Below are 18,772 nucleotides of genomic sequence, written 5' to 3'. Positions count from 1 at the left end.
TTTTTTACTATTCTAAAAGTACGATTTATACTCTAGGCGTAAAAAAAGAATGTATCTTAATAATTCAATACAATGGGTTAAATAAAACCGAAAGGAAGTTGACCTATTGCCCTTTTTTACAATAGTTTAAATGAGTTTGTACAGATCAATAATCTAACATACTCTTTCACTGGAGATGTCTAAAATGAAAAAATCACTTCTTTATATAACTTTAATTGGATTGGTTTTAACATTTTTGCTTATCTTTATGCCTAGTGGACAAACAGTAAAAGCTGCAACAACCTCACAAATCGGTTCAACCTCCACCATAACAACTACGAATCCCTCTACTAGCCAATCTAGTGAGACCTCTTCTGATCCACTCATTACTCCCAGATTTATTGAAGGTATCAGTGGATTAAATGGTGAAGATGCTAAAGTGACCGATATGAATGGCAATCTTATTGGACCTAACGATGATTTATATACATGGTTAAACTTCAATGTACACTACGATTGGAGTATTCCTGACGACGTAAAGATCAACGCTGGCGATACAGCTGATTTTGAACTTCCAAACGGAATAGTAGCTTCTGGAAATCTATCATTCCCTATCTACGACTCCAATGGTGTAGAAATCGGTACTGGTTCCATCAAAAATGGTGAAAGTACTGGTACTATAACATTCAACGACGCATTATCTAATACTACTATCAACCGCAAAGGTACATTAAACCTCATTGCTAAGGGTACTGAAACTGGTAATAGTAACGACGGCGAGAATTGGATGTTTAATAAAGTTGGTTGGGTTGCTGGCTATGATCCAAATAACGTTCTTGATGAATTAACCTGGAACATTGCTTTTAATCCCAACGAACATAACCTAAAGAATGTTGTCATCAAAGATACTCTCGGTCCTAACCAAGAGTACATTCCTGGTTCCTTAACTGCTATTGGTGGTTCTTACCAAAATGGCGGTTTCGTCGGCAATGGTCAACAACTATATCCTAATGTAGTCGTTAACGGAAATGTCGTTGAAATTAGCTTCCCTGGTAATGTTACAACAGCTGTTGATATTTACTACAGAGTCAAAGTTAAACCTAATGCTGATGGCACCAACACTTGGACTAATCACGCTACGATGGGATCAAGTGAAGGCGACTACTCTATTGACTCCAATACATCTTGGGGTGGTAGTGGTACTGGTAACGGCGAAGAAGTGGGAACAATTAAACTTACTAAAACTGATGCTATCTCTGGAAAAGTTTTGGCCGGTGCTGAATATGAATTAAAGGATAGCAATGGCAAAGTTCTCATGTCCAACGTTGCAACTGACGAAAATGGTGTTATCTACATTAAAAATTTGAATCTTGGTACATATACCTTAACCGAAATAAAAGCTCCTGATGGCTATGAATTAAATCCAACTCCTATCACAATTACCTTACCTTCTGATGGTTCATTGGATCTAAACATTTCTGAAACTGACGAACCATTCACTGGTAATGTTACATTGACAAAAGTTGATTCAGTCGTTAACAAACTTTTACCAGGCGCCGTATATAATCTATTAGACGCTAACAAAAACGTTATTAACATTGATTTGACAACTAATGAAAGTGGTCAAATCAATGTTACCGGCTTACCAGTCGGAACATACTACTTTGTCGAAACAAAGGCCCCAGAAGGCTATGAATTAAATGAAGAACCAATCGAATTTACTATCACAAAAAATGAAACAACAGATCTTGAAGCTAAGGACGTTGAGACTCCAACAGAACCCGAGAATCCTATTAAGCCTCCAATCATTGTCCCTCCCGTTGAACCCGAAGAACCTGAAAATCCTGAAGAACCTGGCACCACTGTTCCTCCTGTTAAACCTGAAGAGCCTGAAGAACCTGGTACTACTGTTCCTCCCGTTAAACCCGAAGAACCTGAAGAACCCGGTACTACTGTTCCTCCTGTTAAACCCGAAGAACCTGAAGAACCTGGTACTACTGTTCCTCCTGTTAAACCCGAAGAACCCGAAGAGCCCGGTACTACCGTTCCTCCTGTTAAACCCGAAGAACCCGAAATCCCTGGTGTTACTGTTCCTCCCGTTAAACCTGAAATTCCAGGAACCTCCGAACCATCAACAAAACCAGAAAATCCAGGAGCTATCACTCCTACACCAAATCCTGATGAAGCTCTTCCACCAATCAACACTGACAACGGTGGCAATACTAGTGGAAACACATCTAATGTAACTTCTAACGGATCAGATTCAGCAGCCAGTCAGAAGAAATTCCCTCAAACTGGTAATGCTAGTGGTTTGTTTATGGCAGTTATCGGATCATTCTTAGCTTTGTTCTTAATCTTTAAACACTTAATCAAAAATCTATAACATTTTACACTAAAAAGCATGACTCCAATCATCTGTTGGCGTCATGCTTTTTATTACATACAAAACCCCTTAGATACACAGGTTTTTCAATTAAACCTGCACACCTAAGGGGTCATTTATTCCATATACATTAAATTAAAAATAAAAATATGGTAACTATCAGAAGATCTGCACTTCCACCAAGACTAAGATTGTACTTGTTACAATACTTATTCATCTCATCTAAAATTTTCGTACCTTCAGAATTACTACAGCCATCAACATTTAGAATATTCTGAGCATATTTCTGAATTTCTTTTAATGAATTAAGATCACCACGTTTTACTACATTAGAATCATACGACTTAGAAACAATGACCATCAAAGTATTCAACAACATACTATTAAGATCACGGTCGGCTTGAGATTTTAGATACGGTAAAGAGTTATTAAAAACGGTTGGATAACCATTCTCAGCTTCTCCACGAATACCAGTAACTCCATACTTAAGAAACATCTTTTCCCCATTACTTAAGTTTTTCTTACTATCCAAAGCTTTGAAATCATTTTCAACTAAACCCTGTAGCATCTTTTTTATAGTTAGTTGGATATTATCATAATCGTAACCACACGCTGCCAACATTATACCCAAAGAGAAGATTGCTCCCTTATGAGTATTAATATTGTCTGTAGCCTTAAACATTGCTTCCTCAGCCCTAACGCCAATAGGACGAATCGATTTAAATAGATCACGTAAATCATTACCACGAAAATCAATTCCAGCTTGGGCAAATTCTTCAAAATATGAATGTAACGACACAGCACTATCAATAAAGGTAAAAACATCCATATCCAAATGTGTTGAGTTATCAGTTGGATCCACTAAACCTGGTTTAGGATGAACATTTACCTCATACAATAAAGCTTTCATTGCAGCATCTGCTAAGTATTTACTTGATTTCATAGAAGCTCCATATTTTTATTTATTAACTCATTAATATAATTTTGCATTTCCTTAACACTGTGTTTCCGACTACGAGCACATACCTTGGCAGGTTGATTACACATGATACATTTACGACCTGCTTGATGGAAATCATTTCTACTCAAAGGATGAGGAACTCCCTCATTTTCCGTTAATACATCAATATCAAACAATCTACCTAAATTATCATTGTCCTCAAATTCAATAGCAGTCTGCTTTGAAGTTTCAGCTGATTCATTAAGAATTAGAAAGGCCTCTGGACCAGTTGCAACATCCCATATTAATTGATAATCAACTTTTGATTCTTGTAGAAATCGTTTTAAACCATCACAAAAGACTTGTATTAAGTAAGTATTATTTTTAATTGGACCAGGTATATTTAATTTAGCATTAATTAATGATTGATTACTCTTCAATTTTTTTAAAAGAACGAGCTGCTCTTTTACGCGCATATCTCTACTCTTTAATATTTGGGTTATATCTTGCGATATTCCTTTAGAAAAAATATCAATCATCTTTTTTACTCCTAATCTTTAACTTGATAAACAGTGTCGATCAAACTACCATCTCGATATTCAATCAAAGCAACTGGACGATCAGTGAATTCTAGTTTTTCTGGTTTACCAACAATAGCTTCGGCACGTTTTTGTAACTCTTCGATTGTGTAAACTGGAACACCAGGAACATCCTTTAGAGCCTCGATTAAATCTTTTCTTCTAGGATTAATAGCAATACCTACTTCAGTTACTAATACATCAATACTATCACCAGGTGTAACGACAGTAGTTACGTCTGGCACAACTGTTGCAATTCTACCACGAACTAATGGTGCTGAAATAATAGTTAATTTAGCATTAGCAGCATCTTGATGTCCACCAATAGCACCACGCAATACGCCGTCTGATCCAGTCATAACATTAACATTGAACTTTGTATCAATTTCTAGGGCTGATAGGATACAAACATCCAATTGATTTACAGCAGCGCCCTTATTGTAAGGATCAGCATACCATGAAGAATCAATTTCTTGTTGATTTTCATTATTAGCCATACTTGCAGCGGCACCCTTATCAAAGTCTTGAACATCAAGAATCTTATTAACTAAACCTTCCTCTAGTAAATCAACTGTTGGCTTAGTAATACCACCTAATGCAAATGATGCCTTAATATTCTTATCGATCATTGATTCTCTAAGATAACGGCTAACAGCTAGAGCTGCACCACCAGAACCTGTTTGGAAACTAAATCCATTTTTGAAATATGGAGAATGTGTAATTACTTGATTAACAGTCTTAGCAATCTTCAATTCTTTAGGATCTTTAGTAAATCTTGTAGCACCGGAACCAATCTTTTCAGGATCTCCGACTTTAGATACCTTAACAACGTAATCAACTTGTGTTTGTTTGACACTTGCAGGGGTATTTGGATAAGGCATGATTGTATCAGTTAATAACACTACTTTATCAGCATATTTGGCATCCATGAGTGAATAACCCATTGAACCAAACACAGCATCACCTTTAATAGCATTGGCATTTCCAACTGCATCAGAATTAGGAACACCCAAGAAAGCAACATCTATTTTAATATCACCATTTTCAATTGAACGAGCACGGTTACCATGTGAACGAAGAACAACTGGATCTTTCAAACCACCATGTGAAATGAAATCTCCTAAACTACCACGCATACCTGATGAAGTTATATGTGTAACAGTTCCGGCTTTAATTGCCTTAATTACCATGTCATTCATAACGTTTGTCAATGAACTAGGTGCTAGTGTTAAGTCCTTAAAACCTTCATCAATGATTTCTTGCATAACCATGTTAAAGACAAAGTCACCTTCACGGAAATGATGGTGGAAAGAAATTGTCATTCCATCCTTCAATCCAACTTTGGCGATAACATCTGGAATAGAATCAACTAACTTATCATTTCCCTGCGAAACCTTAACTTTATGTGCCACATAAGTAGTTTCTGGATCACCAATTTCAGTTGTTTCAAATGGTTTATAATTTTTATCTTTTAAAATTTCATCGGGAATTTCACGATTTACTTTATTCAACATAAATATTGCCTTCCTTATCAACTAAGTGTGAAGCCTTGGCTAAGGCCATAGTTCTTTCTGCACGAGCGACAACAGGTTTATCAACCATCTTACCGTGTAATGAAATTACACCTGAGCCCTTCTTATGAGCCTCTTCGATAGCATTTAGAACAGCTTTAGCGTTTCTAATTTCCTTTTCACTTGGAGCATAAATAGCATTTACTAATGGTATCTGTCTTGGGTTAATAACTGATTTACCATCAAATCCTAATTCATGAATAATTTCTACTTCATGATTAAATCCTTCAGTATTATCAACATCAGAATAAACTGTATCAAAGGCTGCAATTCCTGCAGCACGTGCACCGTGAAGAATCATATTACGAGCAAATGATAATTCTGCTCCATCTGGATATCTATGTGTCTTCATATTTGTGACATAATCTTCCGCACCAAGGGCAATACCAATCAAACGATCAGAAGCTTTAGCAATTGCAGGTGCATTCAAAACTCCTTCAGCACTTTCAATAGCAGCCATCATATGTGTACGACCATTTTCAATGCCAAAGAATTTTTCTGCTTCAGCAATAATTTTTTCAGTTTCAACTACATCATCAGGTGTTTCAGTCTTAGGTAAACGAATAACTTCAACTCCAGCTTTTACCATTGCATAGATATCAGCTTTTCCCATGTCTGTATCTAAACCATTAATTCTAACAACAAGTTCAGAATTACCATAATCTACATTCTTTAAGGCTTCAAAAACCAACATTCTAGCAGCATCTTTTTCTGCCAAAGAAACTGAATCTTCCAAATCAAACATTATTGAATCTGCTCCGTAAATACCGGCATCTTTAATCATAGCTGGATTATTGCCAGGAACAAACATCATAGTTCTTCTCAAACGTTCCATTATCCGAGTACCCCCCAATTTTGTTCGTTTTGAGTATCAGTTGCACGTTGAATTGCGGCAATTAATCGAGCTTTAATAGTACAATCCAAAGCACCCTTGTCTACAACATGTACCTTTACATCACTGATATCGTATTTAGCTAATAAATCTGTAACTACCTTTTTAATCTGTTTTCCAAATTGTTTTTCAACTTGTGAATCAAGATCAATACTAATTCCTTTACCCTCAGAAAGAGTAATTTGAACATCACTAGATTCAAGTGTACCTGCTAGTGCCGTATGTTTAATTTCCATTATTAATCCTCCTTAATAAATCCTTTAAATTCATTTTTATAAAATCAAAAGTTGTCTTTGGAACATATTTTCCAATTGTTTCTAAATCAGCTTCCGCAATGGCCTGACGAACCTTTGTGGCACTAATAATGTCATCATCAATTTCTTTACGCTTCAACACTTCTAGTACAATTTCAGGTGCCAAGATTTTTTTCAACGATTGATTATATATTTCAGTTGTAGGTGAATATGGTTCTTCTCCTACAAAACGTTTAGTAATATTTAAAGACTTTGCAATTCTTTTAAAAACTTGAGCATCTAATTCTGTCTGATAGGTGACCACATCACTGCGACTCTTTATAAAATATGATGGGAAAGTTACAAAACTAACCATATAATCACCACCAGTTATGACTACAACATTTTTTAAATCTTTAGTACCTGCTTTAACTAATTCAACACGCTCTGAGGTCTTGAACAAAGAAGCATTTTGGCTAACTACAAAGACATAAACCATATCGCTTTGCTTTGCTGCTTCCTCTACTAAGTACCGATGTCCTAGAGTAAAGGGATTAGCGTTCATAACAATCGCAGAAATATTATTTCCCGATACCTTAGGTAACTCAGAAATGTACTGATCAATTGAGTAGTCTCCAGTTTCTAAAAGTGTTGAAAATCTACTTTTGGCTACCATTTTAAATCCTAAATATTCAAAACTACTTTGATACTGTGTCTTGGTGAAGACAAAAACATGAAATATATTTTGACTAGCCAAGTTACTAATTAAATATGAAACTAATTTATTAAAAACATTACCGCCCTGGTATTCCTGATCAATTGCTAAATACTTCAGAACATTATTAAAATAAGATCCTGTTGCAATCAGCTTATCTTCATCATAAATACCAATTGTCTCTGTAATATCATCTAAGTTCTCAATATACAGTCCCTCATTTTCAATCAACTTTTTCCATTGTTGATAATAATAAGGGTCACTTAAATCCATTTTTATTGTATCCAACATAATCTCCTAAGCGAAAAATCTCATAAGAAAAATTGAAAGTGTTACGGTAATTGCTCCACCCAAACGAACTGCAACTTGAGCGAATGGCATTAAGTTCATACGATCACCAGCCGCTAAGATTGCTAAGGCACCTGTACCACCTTGACCAGAACAACATGATACGGCAATCGCTGTGTCAACTGGATACATACCTAATAATTTAGCACTAAAGAATGCGGCAAGAATAATAGCTGTAACTGTAACAAAAATTGTAAGTAACATTGGTACATTTGTGAATACAGTTACCAATGACTTCCAAGGAGTCATAGCAACACCCACCCCGAATAGTAACAATGGAGAAATACCTTTAACTGTCAAACTGTATAAGGATTTTCCACCTTCTTGTACGGAGTCTGGAATCCAACCTAACATTTTAGCAACCATTACTACGATCAATAATACGATAGGTGCTGGTAAATGAATCACACTGTTGACCCATACACCAAGCATATACAAAGTAATAGCCAAGATACCTGATATCAACATCTTAGTAATATTAGCAGTATCAGATTTTGAAGAAAGACTGCCTAACTCATCAGCACTATCGTCACTTTCAACCAGTCGACCATTTCCGGTCAAACTAGGCTTTTTAACACCAATCTGTCTTAAAATACCGGCTTCGATAACTGCAACAAGACTACCTAACATAACACATGGCAAAATTTGAGCAAAGATATCTTGTTGACCCATTGAAATAATAGCAGCATAACCTAATGACAATGGCAAGGCTCCTTCACCAACACCACCAGCCATAATAGGTGCAACTATGAAGAAATATGATTTATAGGCTGAAAGCCCTAAAAGCATCCCGAAGCCCATACCAACTAGTGGTCCTACAACTTCACAAATCAATAGAACTACGATAATACGCATACTAGCTTGAATCAAAGTCTTTCGATTCATAGCTGAAATACTTCCGACAATTAATAATGCAATAAAGACTGCTAGAAAATTATTGTTATTCATAAAATCAGTTACAATTTTGGTCGTACTATTTGGTAACCAATCCATGTAAACAAGATAAGAAGGTAGAAAAGTAACAACCAATACCTTACCACCCAATGAATTCAAAATCGGAATGTGCTTTCCTATTTCCTCAAGAATAAAAGAAAATAACGTCATAATACCAATGGAACCAATCATGTCATTAGGCATTTGCTTAGTAATTGTTAATAACAAATATGTGACTAATAGCAATAAATACAAAGGCATTGGTACAATTCCAATATTTAATCCCATAAACTTCTGAAAGATATTTTTATGTTGTGCATCATTAGGAATAGAGTTCGTTTCCATCATTATTCACCTTTTTTCACAAAATTTGTTATCGCATCAGATACTGTTTTTACTACGTCATCATCAAAAACACCAGGAATGATTTTTTCAGCCTTAGGTGATTCAATCATTGAAGCTAAACCTTCTGCCACACTAGTTTCTACGTCAGAGCTGAAATGTTTTACATGATTTTCAAGTAAGCCCTTAAATAATCCTGGGAAAGCTAAGATATTATTAACTTGGTTAGGATATTGTGAACTACCTGTAGCTACCACAGCAGCACCAGCTTCTTTAGCGTCAGCTGGATCAATTTCAGGTTTTGGATTAGCTAAGGCGAATACGATTCCCTCATTCATTGATGAAACCATTGCCTTAGTGACTACATTTCCTACTGACAAACCAATAAATGCATCTGCGTCATTCATTGCTTCAGCTAAATTCTTTGCTTCTGTCTTATAGTTGATCTTTTTATATAAATCATATTGATAATCATTTAATGCTGAATCTTTACTGTTGATGACACCCTTTTGATCAACTAAAATAATATTTTTTACACCACTATCAAATAATAATTCGGCTGTTGCTAATCCTGAAGCACCAACTCCATTGACAACTACTTTCATATCCTTCAAATTCTTATGAACAACTTTAGCGGCATTGATCAAACCAGCCAAAACTACAATAGCTGTTCCTTCTTGATCGTCATGATAAACTGGAATGTCAATTTTCTCGGCAAGCTTTTTTTCAATTTCAAAACACTTTGGTGCTGCAATATCTTCCAAATGAATCCCCGCAAAGCTCTTACTTATATTAGCGACTGTTTGAACGAATTCATCGACATCAACTTGGTCCAAGGCCAAAGGTATTGCATCAACATTAGCTAACTTCTTATATAACAAAGCCTTTCCTTCAATAACAGGCAATCCACCTTGAGGACCAATATTTCCTAATCCTAATACCGCTGAACCATCAGTTATAATCGCTACTAATTTCCCACTGACAGTGTATTCAGAAGCAAGACTGTGATCATTAGCAATAAGTTTACTAATTTCAGCAACCCCTGGAGTATATGCTTCACCTAACTCTTCTTTAGTTGAAACTGGTAATTCTCCATCAATTTCAAGAACTCCGGTATGAGCACTATGTAATTTCTTTATTAATTCATTATTCATATGCTGCGCCTCTTTTAAATTTTTAAAAAAATAGCTTATTTCTTAACATTTTTCAATTATCATATTACTCTTCACTTTAAAATATGTAAATGATTTCACAAAAATTAATTTTTTTAAAAATTGCTATTAATTGGTAAGTAAGGTAATTTATATATATCAAAGGAGATTTGATTATGGATCAAGAAAAAGATACTTCACTACTTGTCGATTTAGCCCAGGATTATTATCTTAGACACCTTAATCTAGGCGAAATTGCTAAAAAGTATAATATCAGTCGCTATAAGATTTCAAAATACTTAAATGAAGCTATTGAAAAGAACATCGTTACAATCACTATCAATTCGCCATTTGCTCGAAGTCACGATTTGGAAAACAAATTTAAACAATTCTTCCCTAATCCCAACTTTTACATTTTAAAGAATACAGAAGATATTGCTCACGAAGACGACCGTTTCTATTCTTTTGCAGCTAAATATTTACAAAATTTAATAAAAGGCAAAAAAATCATTGGCCTTACTTGGGGAGACACAATTTATCACGTAATTGATTCATTTCAATCTGTCCCTAAGGAAAACATGGTCTTTACACAATTTGTCGGCGAAAATGGTAAACACAACTCCCTAGCTGGATCAATGCGAATGGTTCAAAAAGTAGCTGTTCGTTATAACGGTACGTATTTAACTATTGATGCTCCATTGTACATAGCTAACAAAGAGGTCAGACGCTTACTTGCCTTGGAACCAGCTATTCAACCAACACTAGCTACTGCTCAACAATTGGACTTAATCTTTACTAGTGTGGGAACGATCGATTCAATTAATAGTGTTAATTCCTGGTACAACTCGGAAGATATTCTTTTTCCAAAAATCAATCCTAATTCAATTGCGGCCTTGGTTTACGGTCGTCCAATTGATAAAGATGGAAACCTATTAATTGATAATGAGCACGATAAAGTATTCGGTATCAGTTTCAAAAAGACTATGGAAGTTCCAACTCGAGTAGCAATCGTAAATGATAAATTTAAGTTCTTAGCTTTAAAAGCTGCTTTGAACGGTAATTACTTTACAGATGTTATTCTCAACGAACCTACAGCTAATAAAGTTCTGGCCGAATTAGAATAGCTAAATAAAGTATGTTTGTGCTTAATTCCCATCTTCCACAAAAATCAGGAATATCTTGGATCGCCATGGGGCGCGACTTGAAGCTAATTATTTTACCTGGAATAAATGTTTTTACTATACAATCTTTCATCTTCAAATCAAAAAGAGTGTTCATATCAACCAAATTTTAATTGGTTAATATGAACACTCTTTTTCTATCTACTGATAATCAATATAAATTAAACAAAGCTTTTAATAAGTTTTGCTACTTTTTCACTACTAGCCTCACAAATAACATCCGTTTTCTTACCAAAATTCAGTAATGACGGCTTACTATTAATCCAAATACTCTGCTGAGCTTCACCTAACATTTCCAAATCATTGCGATCATTACCAAAGGCTACAAATTTATCAACTTGGAGATAATCTAAAGTATAAGCCTTATTAATATTCTGCGATGTAATATCAACGGTTCCCTCACCAGCTAAACCAATAGCATTCAAGGTCGTTTTTTCCTTAATAAGAGTCATCAATGTTTCTTGCAAAGAGTCATCCAAATTAACAAAAATTGTTTTAATCGGTTCAACAATTTCTTCCAGGGTAACTTGTTTAGCTAAATTCTGAGGATCAATCATTTTTTCAATAAAACTTTCTTGAGTAATTCTAGATGAATAGTTCCAACTACCATCAACTATATAATCTAACTGAAATTCATTAATCAAATCTTTTAAGAAGTCATAATATCTAAGGTCTATTTGGGAAATCACTCTAATCTGTTGATCGATTGAAATCATGGCACCATTAGCACCAATTAATTTTTGATCCGTAAAGGTAGGAATCATTGGTAAAAGATCTCTGATCGGACGTGCCGAAGCAAAAATAACTTCATTCCCTGCCGCAATCAAATCGTCAATAGCAGAATTGATTACTGGAGCAATTGTTTCACCATCAAAACTCAAAGTTCCATCAACATCAAAAATATACTTCATTAATTTCTCTCCTGATATTTATTTATCATAAAGCCAAGTACTAATCCAACCAGAGCTGGAATTACCCAGCCCAATCCCAACGAAGCTAGTGGTAAATAACTATTCCAATGTAATACAGTTTGAATAAAACTAGAGCTTTTCAAAGTTTCTGGTAGAGCCTCCACTCCCGCAAATAACGATGGAATAACTGTAAATAATGTTGTCAATCCAAAAATCCATCTCGACTCACCAATCAATGGTGTTAAAACTGCCACAATAATCAAAACAATGGCCAGAGGATATAGGAACATTAAAACGGGTGTCGAATAGTTGATCAATTTTGTTAAGCCAATATTAGCAATCAAAAATGAAATTACACCAACTACAATTAAGGTAATTTGATATTTAAACTTGGGAAACATCTCTTCAGCAGTTTCACCAAAAGCTGTTGTTAAACCAATTGAAGTTTTCAAACAAGCAATAATTGCAATCAAAGCTAACAATAGACTACCAAACGAACCAAAATAATAATTGAAAACTTGTGCTAAAGTTACTCCACCATTAGAAGCTAATGGCAACTTGGCTACACTCATTGTTCCTATTAATGCTAAGAAACCATAAATCACACCCATGATTACCACACTGATAACACCAGATTTGATGGTATCTTTGGCAATCTGACCAGGATGTGTGATTCCTAATGACTTAATCGTATCGATTACCACAACACCAAAAGCTAATGAAGCCAAGGCATCCATCGTATTGTATCCCTCGGTAAATCCAGTCAGAATTGGACTTGTCGCATATTGATTTTGTGGAACAGCTTGCAAATTACCCATTGGTTTTATAAAAGCTGTCACTATCAAGATTCCTAGTAAAACTAGAAAAATTGGCGTTAACCACTTACCAACATAAGTCATCAACTTACTTGGCTTTCTCGATAATAACCATGTTACAACAAAGAAAATGGCTGAAAAGATTAATAATACTAAACTCTGATGTCCTTTATCAACAAAAGGTGCGATTCCTAATTGAAATGAAATTGTCGCTAATCTTGGAATGGCAAACAACGGACCCATTGTCATATAAAGTAGAATTGTAAAAACATAAGCAAACGGGCGATTAACTTTTCCCGCTAAATCAAAGACACTATTACTACCCGTAATTCCCATACTGGCAACTCCTAGAAGTGGTAACCCTACTCCAGTAATCAAAAGTCCAATAATAGCCAGTCCAACATTCTTTCCAGCTTGTTGACCAAGATAGACCGGAAAAATCAGGTTTCCGGCTCCAAAAAATAATCCAAATAACATTGAACCAATAAAGAATAAACTTCTCCAAGTTAATTTTGTTTTCATTTGCTTCACTCTCTTAACTAAACTCATTTAAATATCATAATCAAATCAACGTTTCGACACAACTAATATTTAAATTTTCACAAAAAAAAGACATCCATCAGGATGTCTAAATATACTCACATATCTATTATTTAACAACATATGTATCTTGTACCCATTCGTTAGTAGCAACACGATAGTAAGTGTGACCATTAAGAACTCTTGTTTGATCAGTTTGCCATGGTGTGTTGTTACCTAAAGCACGATTAGTAATTACTGAATATGTACCATCACTTTGTAGAGCAAGCAATTTTACATAAGGACTAGCACTATTTCTAACTGTAATAACGCCCTTTTGGGTATCTTGTGAACCACTGTTTGTTTGAGCAGTACCATCATATTGTGTCAAATTGTATGTTGAGATGATGTTGTTCAATGAAGAAGCATAGTTAGGAGCTGTTGCATATCTACCTTGTAGCCATGCAGTTGCATCCTTATATGAACTTGTGTTTTCTTTCCATGTACCCTTGTAATAGCTAGAATTCCATGAAACACCATTACGAAGTTTGTCACCATTATCTAAGAATGATTCGTAGTAACTAGGATACTTTCTGAAGTTAGCATAAATTGTATACCAACCTTTTGATGCACTGTATTCAGATGTAGGCATTGTTACAAAAGCACCATTATAGTCACCCTTAATACCAAACAAGTTATGACCTTGAGTAGCTAATGTTGAAGCACCCCAACCACTTTCAAGAATGGCTTGTGCCAACATTACTGACGTATATAGGTTATATTTTGAAGCAGCCTTTTGAGCCATAGGAACGGCTTCATTTAAAAAGGCTTGTTGTTGTGAAGATGATAATCCTGAAGCAGCTTGCACGATTGCTGTAGCATTTGATGCTGCATATGATGACTCACTAGCTGCTTGCACGATTGAAGAATTGGCAACAGTTGTATCAGCCTTTTTTACGTCAGAGCCAGCAATGACGTTTTCATCGTTATTTTGTGATTTATTATTTACTTGTTCTGTATTTGTGTCAGATGCTGTAGAATCTGCATCGGTTGTAGCGGCTGATACTACTGAAGGCGTAGCAGTCGCAGCCAATGTTCCAAGTACCAAGGCACTTGTAATTAGATTTTTTTTAGACATAGAATGTTTCCCCTTAATGAATAATCTAGTTATAGATTACTATTTACAAAATTTAGTTTCAATAAAACCCGGATTTTGTAACAAGAATTAAACATTCGAAAATAAATTGTAATTTTTTGTTACTTGACATTAAGAAATTCTTAAGAAATTTAAGATTTTTTTACATCAAATAAACCAATTACATCTTTTCCAAAAGAAATTGGATAACAAATTCCATAAAAATGAAATGTTTAATTGAATAAACCCATTGGTAGCCAAATTAATTTTTAAAAATAGAGAGCATAATCCCCTTTTTTCACGCCATCCGGGCTTTTTTACGCCTCCTTTATATGTGATTTTTTACACTACCATGAAAATTTTACAATAAAAAAAACCGCCCTTCAGCGATTTTCTATAATTTTGAAGTTAACTTAACATTTGGATATTTGTTAGCAAACCAGTTTTCAGCAAATTTATTCTCAAATAAGAACAATGGTTTATCATCCAAATCTTTCACTAACATATTTCTAGTTGATGACATTGAAGCATCTAGTTGTTCAGGATCGACCCAACGGGCAATTCTAGAACCAATTGGTTTCATAACGACATCACAATTATACTCGTTTTTCATTCTAAATTGGAAGACTTCAAATTGAAGTTGTCCAACTGCGCCTAAAATATAGTCATTAGTTGTATATTTCTTGTAAAGTTGAACCGCACCCTCTTGAACCAATTGTTGCATCCCTTTGTGGAATGACTTTTGTTTCATAACATTCTTAGCTTGAACTTCCATAAACATTTCCGGTGTAAATTGAGGTAAATCTTCAAATTGAACTGACTTTTTGCCCTCATAAATCGTATCACCAATTTGGAAATTACCAGTATCATACAAACCAACAATATCACCGGCAACAGCGGTCTTAACTGTTTCTCTTTGATCAGACATGAATTCAGTCGCATTATTCAAACGCATCACTTTGCCTGTACGATTCAAAGTTACATCCATTCCACGGACAAACTCACCTGAACAAATACGTACAAAAGCAATTCTATCACGATGATTAGGATTCATATTGGCTTGAATTTTAAAGACAAAACCAGAGAATGTTGGATCATCAGGCTTTACGACTTCTTCACTATCTTGTTCCTTATGTTCGGCTGGAGCTGGTGCCATATCCAAGAATGTATTCAAGAAAGTCTCCACACCAAAGTTAGTCAAAGCTGAACCGAAGAATACAGGAGTTTGATTACCTGCTAAAACTTTATCCAAATCAAACTTGTTACCAGCTTCTTTAATCAAATCAACTTCACCTAATGCTTGTTCGTAGACACCCTCTTCCTCAATTGGATTAGATTCAGCCAATTGTCCTTTATCATTCAAAGGTAGGAAACGATCATCGCCATCTTTACGGTAAAGTTCCAAACGATTATTACTAATATCGTATAATCCCTTTAATTCCTTACCCATACCGATAGGCCAATTCATAGCACAACCCTCGATATTCAAAAGATCTTCCAATTCAGCAATCAAATCAAGCGGATCACGACCATCACGATCAAGTTTATTCATAAATGTGAAGATAGGAATACCACGTTTTTTAACAACTTTAAATAATTTCTTTGTCTGTGGTTCAATACCCTTGGCAGAATCAATTACCATGACTGCAGCATCAACCGCCATCAATGTACGATAAGTATCTTCAGAGAAATCCTCATGTCCTGGAGTATCCAAAATGTTGATATCCTTATCATGATAATGAAATTGCATAACAGAACTGGTAACAGAAATACCACGTTTCTTTTCAATTTCCATCCAATCACTAGTTGCAAATTGACCAGATTTCTTAGCTTTAACTGTACCAGCAGAACGAATAACTCCACCAAAGTAAAGCATTTGTTCAGTAATAGTTGTTTTACCAGCATCCGGGTGAGAGATGATGGCAAAGGTCCTACGTTTATTTACTTCTTGTTCTAATTGTTTTTGATCCATATTTTATTAACACACAGAATTTCTGTGCACTTTATTCCTCCATACATACTTTGTAACTTAATTCTTCATCGAAAAAAAAGAAATACAGTTAGTATTTCTTTTTGAACATGTTTGAGGTAACTGTCTTTAATTTACTATCTGGTACAGTCACAATAACATTTTCAATTCTTGATCCATTCAATTCACCAGATGTAATTACAGTTCCATCTTTTAATTCGAATGACTTGGGATGTTTAGGATCAGGTATCTCACCAATATTCATAATCAGATAACCTGCAATCGTATCAACATCTTCTACTTGAATCTCTTCTTCAAATAATTCATCAAAATCTTCAATTGTCATTAAACCAATGACAGAAAATTTATTAGCACCCAAACGTTGGAAATTCTTCGTTACAGGATCATATTCATCATCAATTTCCCCAACGATTTCTTCCAAAATATCTTCAATCGTAGCTAAACCGACAATTCCCCCATACTCATCAACCACCATAGCAATTTGAGTTTGTGTACTACGCATTTTTAAAAGCAAGGCGTCAATATTAGTTGCTTCGGGAACAAACAATGGTTCCTTCATAATTGATTTTAAATTGATATTCTCAAAACCAATTTCTCGAGACTTCTTCAACAAATCCTTAATATGAACAATTCCAATAACGTTATCCTTGTCGCCACCATACAACGGAATTCTTGAATATGGTTGTTCTAGAATTGCATCAATATTCTCATCAACAGGATTATTGATGTCGATCATAAAGGTATCCATTCTCGGTGTCATGATTTCTCGTGCTGTCTTATCACCGAAACGAATGATTCCTTGTAACATTTGATATTCATCGGAATTAATTGTTCCACTATTACGTGATTTACGTAAAGTAGCAATCATTTCATTTCTAGAAATAGGATCATCCTTTTGACTGAAATCAATCGGCGTGATCCTCGTCAACATATTAATTGTTTTATCCAACAACCAAACAAATGGACGCAAAATCTTACCAACAAATCTTATAAAAGGTTCAGTAAAACTAGCCACCTCATAAGGTTTTTGTAACGCTATTCTCTTCGGATACAGTTCACCGAAAACTAAGGTAATAAACGATAGAATTATCGTTATAATAATGATTGAAATTTCGTGACTACCTGGAAATTTACCAATCAAAGATTCTACCCTCGTACTTAAAGTAGTTGCCGCACTAGCTGATGACAAGAAGCCTGCTAAGGTAATCGCTACTTGAATCGTAGATAGGAACTTATTGGGATTATTAATCGCCTGTAATATTTTCTGAGCCCGTTTATTTTCACTCTTTGCTTTTTCCTCAACGGACGTCTTATTAACAGAAACTATCGCCATTTCGCCTGCTGCAAAAAAAGCATTTAATAATGTTAAAACTATTATTAAAATCAGCTGCCCGGAAAGCGACGCTCCAGAAGAGTCACCACTCATTTAACTCGCACTCACTTTCATTTGTAAACTTAAACATAAACAAAACAATTATAACAGGTGTTTATGTATTCAACAATAAACCTTTTTCATGTTAAAATAAGAACATTAGTATATAGGGAGTAATCAAAAATGTCTAATAAAAAAATTTCCATCATCTACCTATTTTTCTTCATCATCCCTTATGTTCTCTGTTTGTCGATCATCGGGGTATCATATAACTCATTAGTTCTACACGCTTTGACTTGGAGAATTGTTGTTGGTGGAATTGTGGGAGCTTTTGGTATGTTTGCTGTTAAGGTAATTGCTCAACGTCCTGTTTTGATTATGTACCGTAGCTCAACTAGAAAAATTCTCAAAGATCTCTTACGTTTTTTTGTACTTGAACGTAACAAAGTTGTCATTGGTGCAAATCTTTTTGTTGATTTTTGGCTATCGATGCTAAGCATTTATCTCATTGCTCGTTTTTTACCATTGAGTTTAATCCTTGGTCGTACAATGGGTTGGTTGGTCTTCTTATTGATGATTTCATTGACTTTAGCATCATATTTGGAATTTGAGTCACTTTCAATTTATACAGAAAAAAAGAAATAATCCTTGACTAATTAATTTTTTAATTGTAAATTTGAGTCATCTTAATTGCAGGAGGAATTTGACATGTTGAAATTTAACCAAGAAAACATTAAATCATGTTGTTGTGTAGTAATTGACAAAAATTACTATACTTTTTCGA

16 protein-coding genes are annotated in these 18,772 nt (G+C 34.8%); 3 read left to right on the top strand and 13 right to left on the bottom strand.

Annotated features, from left to right (window positions below; genetic code table 11):
- Positions 1 to 184: 184 nt before the first annotated feature.
- A complete protein-coding gene (locus ACI6PB_RS03205; RefSeq protein WP_404327755.1) occupies positions 185 to 2,362 on the top strand; it encodes a SpaA isopeptide-forming pilin-related protein in 2,178 nt (725 codons plus the stop codon).
- A 130-nt stretch (positions 2,363 to 2,492) separates the two neighbouring features.
- Here the strand turns inward: ACI6PB_RS03205 and citG are convergent, their stop codons facing one another.
- Genes citG through ACI6PB_RS03165 form a run of 8 tightly spaced genes read right to left on the bottom strand, consistent with a single transcriptional unit; the run spans position 2,493 to position 10,068 of the window.
- Entirely contained in the window at positions 2,493 to 3,305 is an 813-nt protein-coding gene (gene citG, locus ACI6PB_RS03200) for a triphosphoribosyl-dephospho-CoA synthase CitG (protein WP_025084895.1), read from the bottom strand.
- Entirely contained in the window at positions 3,302 to 3,841 is a 540-nt protein-coding gene (gene citX / locus ACI6PB_RS03195; protein ID WP_404279637.1) for a citrate lyase holo-[acyl-carrier protein] synthase, read from the bottom strand. The genes citG and citX overlap by 4 nt, the downstream gene beginning before the upstream one ends.
- Before the next feature lie 11 nt (positions 3,842 to 3,852).
- Entirely contained in the window at positions 3,853 to 5,394 is a 1,542-nt protein-coding gene (gene citF / locus ACI6PB_RS03190; protein WP_404279635.1) for a citrate lyase subunit alpha, read from the bottom strand.
- Positions 5,384 to 6,286 carry a citrate (pro-3S)-lyase subunit beta gene (gene citE, locus ACI6PB_RS03185; protein WP_034543961.1) on the bottom strand — a complete coding sequence of 301 codons (903 nt, stop codon included), beginning with the start codon at positions 6,284 to 6,286 and terminating at the stop codon, positions 5,384 to 5,386. Before citE ends, citF begins: the two co-directional genes overlap by 11 nt.
- Positions 6,286 to 6,579 carry a citrate lyase acyl carrier protein gene (gene citD, locus ACI6PB_RS03180; protein ID WP_025084891.1) on the bottom strand — a complete coding sequence of 98 codons (294 nt, stop codon included), beginning with the start codon at positions 6,577 to 6,579 and terminating at the stop codon, positions 6,286 to 6,288. The genes citE and citD overlap by 1 nt, the downstream gene beginning before the upstream one ends.
- Positions 6,569 to 7,582 carry a [citrate (pro-3S)-lyase] ligase gene (citC, locus tag ACI6PB_RS03175; RefSeq protein ID WP_056955765.1) on the bottom strand — a complete coding sequence of 338 codons (1,014 nt, stop codon included), beginning with the start codon at positions 7,580 to 7,582 and terminating at the stop codon, positions 6,569 to 6,571. The genes citD and citC overlap by 11 nt, the downstream gene beginning before the upstream one ends.
- A 6-nt stretch (positions 7,583 to 7,588) precedes the next feature.
- The gene (locus ACI6PB_RS03170) at positions 7,589 to 8,875 is read right to left on the bottom strand and encodes a 2-hydroxycarboxylate transporter family protein (RefSeq protein ID WP_404327959.1); all 1,287 of its coding nucleotides are present in this window, start codon (positions 8,873 to 8,875) and stop codon (positions 7,589 to 7,591) included.
- A gap of 44 nt (positions 8,876 to 8,919) precedes the next feature.
- A complete protein-coding gene (locus tag ACI6PB_RS03165; protein WP_025084889.1) occupies positions 8,920 to 10,068 on the bottom strand; it encodes an NADP-dependent malic enzyme in 1,149 nt (382 codons plus the stop codon).
- Between the two features lie 173 nt (positions 10,069 to 10,241).
- Between ACI6PB_RS03165 and ACI6PB_RS03160 the strand changes: the two genes are divergently transcribed.
- Complete coding sequence (locus ACI6PB_RS03160) at positions 10,242 to 11,189, top strand: sugar-binding transcriptional regulator (protein WP_025084888.1); 948 nt, start codon at positions 10,242 to 10,244, stop codon at positions 11,187 to 11,189.
- A 218-nt stretch (positions 11,190 to 11,407) separates the two neighbouring features.
- Here the strand turns inward: ACI6PB_RS03160 and ACI6PB_RS03155 are convergent, their stop codons facing one another.
- The 5 genes from ACI6PB_RS03155 to ACI6PB_RS03135 all read right to left on the bottom strand — a co-directional run bounded on the left by ACI6PB_RS03155 (position 11,408) and on the right by ACI6PB_RS03135 (position 18,042).
- The gene (locus tag ACI6PB_RS03155) at positions 11,408 to 12,157 is read right to left on the bottom strand and encodes an HAD-IIB family hydrolase (protein ID WP_056955766.1); all 750 of its coding nucleotides are present in this window, start codon (positions 12,155 to 12,157) and stop codon (positions 11,408 to 11,410) included.
- Positions 12,157 to 13,494, bottom strand: coding sequence for a branched-chain amino acid transport system II carrier protein (gene brnQ / locus ACI6PB_RS03150; protein WP_025084887.1), 1,338 nt, complete (start codon positions 13,492 to 13,494; stop codon positions 12,157 to 12,159). Before brnQ ends, ACI6PB_RS03155 begins: the two co-directional genes overlap by 1 nt.
- A gap of 127 nt (positions 13,495 to 13,621) precedes the next feature.
- Positions 13,622 to 14,629 (bottom strand): glycoside hydrolase family 73 protein, encoded by a 1,008-nt coding sequence (locus tag ACI6PB_RS03145; RefSeq protein ID WP_025084886.1) that lies wholly within the window; start codon positions 14,627 to 14,629, stop codon positions 13,622 to 13,624.
- Between the two features lie 391 nt (positions 14,630 to 15,020).
- A complete protein-coding gene (locus ACI6PB_RS03140; RefSeq protein WP_025084885.1) occupies positions 15,021 to 16,598 on the bottom strand; it encodes a peptide chain release factor 3 in 1,578 nt (525 codons plus the stop codon).
- Between the two features lie 88 nt (positions 16,599 to 16,686).
- Positions 16,687 to 18,042 carry a hemolysin family protein gene (locus tag ACI6PB_RS03135; RefSeq protein ID WP_025084884.1) on the bottom strand — a complete coding sequence of 452 codons (1,356 nt, stop codon included), beginning with the start codon at positions 18,040 to 18,042 and terminating at the stop codon, positions 16,687 to 16,689.
- Positions 18,043 to 18,171: 129 nt separating this feature from the next.
- Between ACI6PB_RS03135 and ACI6PB_RS03130 the strand changes: the two genes are divergently transcribed.
- Complete coding sequence (locus ACI6PB_RS03130; RefSeq protein ID WP_025084883.1) at positions 18,172 to 18,633, top strand: hypothetical protein; 462 nt, start codon at positions 18,172 to 18,174, stop codon at positions 18,631 to 18,633.
- Positions 18,634 to 18,772 lie beyond the last annotated feature (139 nt).

It is taken from the genome of Companilactobacillus paralimentarius (genome assembly GCF_963227125.1).
Lineage (GTDB): Bacteria > Bacillota > Bacilli > Lactobacillales > Lactobacillaceae > Companilactobacillus > Companilactobacillus paralimentarius.
Note: the sequence above shows the minus strand (reverse complement) of the source record. Positions and strands in the feature narration are given on the sequence as shown.

Bases quoted from the DNA above. Each gene is read 5' to 3' on its own strand.
- ACI6PB_RS03205 (WP_404327755.1), top strand. From the start codon at position 185: ATGAAAAAATCACTTCTTTATATAACTTTAATTGGATTGGTTTTAACA.
- citG (WP_025084895.1), bottom strand. From the start codon at position 3,305: ATGAAATCAAGTAAATACTTAGCAGATGCTGCAATGAAAGCTTTATTG.
- citX (WP_404279637.1), bottom strand. From the start codon at position 3,841: ATGATTGATATTTTTTCTAAAGGAATATCGCAAGATATAACCCAAATA.
- citF (WP_404279635.1), bottom strand. From the start codon at position 5,394: ATGTTGAATAAAGTAAATCGTGAAATTCCCGATGAAATTTTAAAAGAT.
- citE (WP_034543961.1), bottom strand. From the start codon at position 6,286: ATGGAACGTTTGAGAAGAACTATGATGTTTGTTCCTGGCAATAATCCA.
- citD (WP_025084891.1), bottom strand. From the start codon at position 6,579: ATGGAAATTAAACATACGGCACTAGCAGGTACACTTGAATCTAGTGAT.
- citC (WP_056955765.1), bottom strand. From the start codon at position 7,582: ATGTTGGATACAATAAAAATGGATTTAAGTGACCCTTATTATTATCAA.
- ACI6PB_RS03165 (WP_025084889.1), bottom strand. From the start codon at position 10,068: ATGAATAATGAATTAATAAAGAAATTACATAGTGCTCATACCGGAGTT.
- ACI6PB_RS03160 (WP_025084888.1), top strand. From the start codon at position 10,242: ATGGATCAAGAAAAAGATACTTCACTACTTGTCGATTTAGCCCAGGAT.
- ACI6PB_RS03155 (WP_056955766.1), bottom strand. From the start codon at position 12,157: ATGAAGTATATTTTTGATGTTGATGGAACTTTGAGTTTTGATGGTGAA.
- brnQ (WP_025084887.1), bottom strand. From the start codon at position 13,494: ATGAAAACAAAATTAACTTGGAGAAGTTTATTCTTTATTGGTTCAATG.
- ACI6PB_RS03145 (WP_025084886.1), bottom strand. From the start codon at position 14,629: ATGTCTAAAAAAAATCTAATTACAAGTGCCTTGGTACTTGGAACATTG.
- ACI6PB_RS03140 (WP_025084885.1), bottom strand. From the start codon at position 16,598: ATGGATCAAAAACAATTAGAACAAGAAGTAAATAAACGTAGGACCTTT.
- ACI6PB_RS03135 (WP_025084884.1), bottom strand. From the start codon at position 18,042: ATGAGTGGTGACTCTTCTGGAGCGTCGCTTTCCGGGCAGCTGATTTTA.
- ACI6PB_RS03130 (WP_025084883.1), top strand. From the start codon at position 18,172: ATGTCTAATAAAAAAATTTCCATCATCTACCTATTTTTCTTCATCATC.